Origin of the sequence: Streptomyces sp. NPDC049577, assembly GCF_040675635.1 — a bacterium.
Taxonomy (GTDB): Bacteria; Actinomycetota; Actinomycetes; order Streptomycetales; family Streptomycetaceae; genus Streptomyces.
The window spans coordinates 1-4248 of record NZ_JBFAPH010000438.1 but is presented as its reverse complement, the minus strand read 5'-3'; the positions used below and the strand labels follow the sequence as shown (position 1 = coordinate 4248).

Here is a 4248-nt window from a genome sequence, read left to right as displayed (position 1 = left end):
GGTCCGCGGCCGGCGGCGCGGTCTTCTCCAGCGAGGGGGCGCCGGCCGTCGGCGGTGCGGCGGGCGGCGCCGGGAAGCGGTCGGCCTCCGCGGCACGGTCCGGCGTGGCCCCGTCCGGAGCGGCTTCGTCCGGCACGGCCCGGTCCGGCACGGTCTGATCGGACGCGGTCTGATCGGACGCGGGCGAGCCCTCCCGAACGGGCTCGGCCGCGGGCGGACCGGCAGGCGAACCCGCGTCCCGCACGGGCTCGGCCGCAGGCGCCCCGGCGCCCTCGTTCTCGGTGCTCACAGTCGTCTCCTCATCAGATGCACTCTTGAGTCCTCGCCGCGGCGCCGGGCGGCGCCCGGCCCCGGGCCGCGCTCGCGGGACATTCCGCCGTCAGCTTTTCCCATGACGCGTCAGACCACCGTAAGCGGAGGCTGTGACATGCACGGGCCCGGCTCGGCCGGCCGCGTGGGTCCGCCACGGACCGCATGCGCGATTGTGCCAGGCGGTGGCACGATAACGCGGTGACTTACGCGCACCAGGCCCGGGACGGCGGACCCGGGCGCCGGCCCCCCGCCGTCGTCGCCCACCGGGGCGCCTCGGAGGACGCCCCCGAGCACACCCTGTCCGCGTACCGGAAGGCGATCGAGGACGGGGCGGACGCGCTGGAATGCGACGTGCGGCTGACCGCCGACGGGCATCTGGTGTGCGTGCACGACCGGCGCGTGAACCGCACCTCCAACGGGCGCGGGGCGGTCTCCGCCCTGGAGCTCGCGGATCTCGCCGCGCTGGACTTCGGGTCGTGGATGGGGCAGTCCGTGGACGCCGAGGCCCCGGATCGCGACCGTACGTCCGTCCTCACCCTGGAGCGCCTCCTCGAGCTCGTCGCCGACTCCGGCCGGCGCGTGGAGCTGGCCGTCGAGACCAAGCACCCGACCCGCTGGGCCGGGCAGGTCGAGGCCCGGCTCATCAGCCTGCTCGACCGCTTCGGTCTGACCCGGCCGCCCGCGGACGAGCCGCCGCCCGTCCGCGTGATGAGCTTCTCCGCCCGGTCCCTGTACCGGGTGCACGCGGCGGCACCGGGCGTCCCGACCGTCTATCTCATGCAGTTCCTCTCCCCCCGCAATCGCGACGGACGGCTGCCGGCGGGCGTGGGCATCGCCGGCCCGAGCATCCGGATCGTGCGGAACAACCCCGGCTACGTCGCGCGGCTGCACGACGCGGGGCACCGGGTGCACGTCTGGACGGTGAACGAGCCCGAGGACGTCGAGCTGTGCGCCCGCCTGGGCGTGGACGCGGTCATCACAAACCGCCCCAAGGCAGTGCTTACCCAGCTCGGGCGCCGCTGAGTCCCGCGACCGCGCCGGGACCGCCGGCGGAACCATTACAGGAAGTGCACCGGCGCGTTCGGCACGGGCGGGAGCGGCGTGAGTGCCCCCGCCGTCCCGACGATGGCCGGTTTCCGGTCCAGTCCATTGGGGCATCCATCCCCTGACGTGGGGCAAAGGAGGTCTCGGGGGTGGCGTTGGTGGTGGCACAGGAGGTGCCCACGTCGTCGATCATGGCCGTACCCCATGGTCCAGCCGGTGTGGGTGAGGCGAGACACCGGATGCGCGAGGACCTGCGCGGCAGCGGGGTACCGGATCCGGTCATCGACGACGCCGTACTGATCCTTTCGGAACTGCTCAGCAACGCGTACCGGCACGGGCGCCCGCTGAGCCGGGAGAACGGCGAGGCCGACGGGGGCGACGGCGGCATCCGGGCCGCCTGGCGGGTGGACGAGCGCGGCCGGCTCACGGTGGAGGTCACCGACGGCGGCGGACCGACCCGCCCCTTTCCGGCCACCCCCTCGGTCACCGCGCGCGGTGGCCGCGGCCTGAACATCATCAGTGCCCTCTCCCAGGACTGGGGGGTGCGCGACGCGTCCTGCGGCGAGGTGACGGTATGGGCCGCGCTCTCGGTGCGCGCCAGTTTCGCTACGCGCGTCAACCTGGCCCTTGAACCGGAACTAACCCTCTCGGATCTGGACGAACCGGCCTAGGTCTCTCCGCGAGGTCCCCTCCCGGAGCCCGCCACTCGGCGCAGTGGGGGCACGTCCCCGCGTGCCCTGCCACGCATGCCCGGCAGGGGGCGCGCGGCGAGCGCTAGGCTCGCGCCCGTCAACGGAGTGTGCCGGCACGGGCCGGACGCAGTGATCGGGAGACAGGCACATCATGGCCAAGAAGCGCCGACCCCAGACCAAGGCCGCCGCACCGCGGACCGGTGACGGCCCGATTCCGGTCGTCGGGGCCCGGGAGCCCTGCCCGTGCGGGTCGGGGCGGCGGTACAAGGCGTGCCACGGCCGTGAGGCCGCGCACGCCGCGGTGGAGCTGGTGCAGCGGCCGTTCGAGGGGCTGCCCGGCGAGGCGGACTGGGTCGCGCTGCGCGAGCTCGTGCCCGCGGCGACGGCCGAGCTCAGGCTGAAGGACGGGCTGCCGGAGGGCGTGCCCTCGGTGACGCTGGCCACCGTGCTGCCGATGGCCTGGCCGGCGCTGCGCCGCGACAACGGCGCCGTGCTCCTCGGCCTGCAGAACGACACGGCCACCGGCGACCTCAGCCGCGACCTCGCCGACACGCTCCGGCGCGCGCTGGAGGCGGAGCCGGGCACGCCGGTCACGGCGGCCGGCCCCGCGGCGGCGGACGGGCCGCGCCTGCAGGACCTGCTGGACCCGGAGAGCCCCTTCGAGCCGGTCGTGCACACCGGCTTCGAGTTCTGGGTGGAGGACGCCGAGAACGCGGGCGGCGAGGTCGCCGCGTCGCTGGAGCGGGCCAACGCCGCCGCGATCCCGACCGTCCGGCTGTCCGGTCTCGGCGCGGCGTACTGGTGCGAGACGCCGGAGAAGAACCACCTGCGCTGGGTCATGACGGAGTCCGAGGAGCGGCTGCTGGACGCCCTCGCGCGGCTGCACGCGGCGGGCGCGACTTCGCTCGGCGAGGGCACCCGGCTGATCGGTTCGTTCCGCGCCCACGGGCTGACCGTGCCGGTGTGGGACCTGCCGCGCGCGATGGGCGCGGAGGACGTGGAGAAGCCCGCCGCGGCCTTCGCCGAGCGGCTCGCGGGCGCGCTCGCGGACGACACGCCGCTGACGGCCGAGGAGCGCCGGGCCCGCAGCGGCCTCACGAGCCGTCAGGTCACGCTCAACTGAGCCCGCACTGAAGATCGTCGGCGGTCCGGGGCGGGTCCGTGACACGTGACTCCTGTCACAACTCCCGCTGAAAGCCCGGAAATCCGCGTCCGGAAATCCGCGATCGAATTTGCGAACCGCCGATCTCTTGTTACCGTTCTAGGAGCCCGGTCGCTGGTGCATCCCCCGTCGCCAGCGACCGGGCGTTTCCATGCCCGCGCACCGATCGGGTGCCGGCCGGGCCCCCGCGAGAGCCGGCCGCCGCGAGCCCCCGCCCCGCCGCACGCCCCGTCCGGACCGGCGTGCGAGACGTACGCACCGGCGCCCTCCATGACCCCGCGCGCGGGTCCCGTACGCCCGCCACGCGCCACCGGGCGAATGCCCGGCCCGCCTGGGGCGCATCCGGCCTGGCGGCCCCTGGCCGCCGCCCGTCCACGGGCCGCCCGTCACCCCGTGCCGCGACCGGCGCGCCACCGCCGGGAACGCTCCCCGCAGGAGGCGCCAGGAGGCACCCCGTGCCGTCGGACACCGGCCGCGAAGGACCGAGTCGATCTTCCCGCCGGGGCGCCGGCGGCCCGCCGCCCCCGGCCCGGACTAATCCCGCGCGTCCGCCGCCGAGTTGCTGCCGGAGCGGAGCAGCAGCTTCCCCTCGGTCGTGGCGATCTCCGCGACCGCTGCATACGAGCCATGTCCGGGCGCGGTCGGCGCGTGGGGCGTCTCGCAGGTGCCGGGGTCGTCGGAGGCGGCGAGCTGACAGCGGACCTCGACCGTCCGGCCGTCGGGCGCCATGAGGGTCAGGACGCCCTCCAGCGGGCCGCCCGTGGTGTTGCGGTAGTACGTCCGCGCCCACGTGTCGTGCTCCTGGCGCAGGACGCACGTCTGCGCCTCCACGCCCGCCGGGGAGGACAGTTCGGGCCCGCACAGGGTGGCGGGCTCGGCGGGACCGGCGAGCCCGAAGGGGTCGATGGGACCGGAAGGGTCGGAGGGGCCGGAAGGGGCGGAGGGGTCCGCGGGGTCCGCGGGACCGGCCTCCCCGCCCGGCAGCGCGCCCGGCAGCCCGGCCGGACGCACCGGAGCACCGTGCCCACCGCGGGCGCC

General features: G+C 75.7%; 4 protein-coding genes and 1 pseudogene. 3 read left to right on the top strand and 2 right to left on the bottom strand.

Annotated elements, in window-relative coordinates:
• Nucleotides 1-289: pseudogene (locus AB0K09_RS30430) on the bottom strand (hypothetical protein); the annotation flags it as partial.
• 221 nt (nt 290-510) lie between these two features.
• Here AB0K09_RS30430 and AB0K09_RS30425 point away from each other — a divergent pair.
• From AB0K09_RS30425 to AB0K09_RS30415, 3 genes are all read left to right on the top strand, one after another.
• Nucleotides 511-1335 (top strand): glycerophosphodiester phosphodiesterase, encoded by an 825-nt coding sequence (locus AB0K09_RS30425; RefSeq protein WP_366068630.1) that lies wholly within the window; start codon nt 511-513, stop codon nt 1333-1335.
• A 212-nt stretch (nt 1336-1547) separates the two neighbouring features.
• Entirely contained in the window at nt 1548-2027 is a 480-nt protein-coding gene (locus AB0K09_RS30420) for an ATP-binding protein (RefSeq protein ID WP_366068632.1), read from the top strand.
• Nucleotides 2028-2199: 172 nt separating this feature from the next.
• Complete coding sequence (locus tag AB0K09_RS30415; protein ID WP_366068629.1) at nt 2200-3171, top strand: DUF5926 family protein; 972 nt, start codon at nt 2200-2202, stop codon at nt 3169-3171.
• 573 nt (nt 3172-3744) lie between these two features.
• Here the strand turns inward: AB0K09_RS30415 and AB0K09_RS30410 are convergent.
• Nucleotides 3745-4221 (bottom strand): hypothetical protein, encoded by a 477-nt coding sequence (locus AB0K09_RS30410; protein WP_366068631.1) that lies wholly within the window; start codon nt 4219-4221, stop codon nt 3745-3747.
• Nucleotides 4222-4248: the final 27 nt, after the last annotated feature.

What these genes read in the sequence shown, in the direction of transcription:
- AB0K09_RS30420 (WP_366068632.1), top strand. Translation starts at nt 1,548, where the DNA reads ATGGCCGTACCCCATGGTCCAGCCGGTGTGGGTGAGGCGAGACACCGG.
- AB0K09_RS30415 (WP_366068629.1), top strand. Translation starts at nt 2,200, where the DNA reads ATGGCCAAGAAGCGCCGACCCCAGACCAAGGCCGCCGCACCGCGGACC.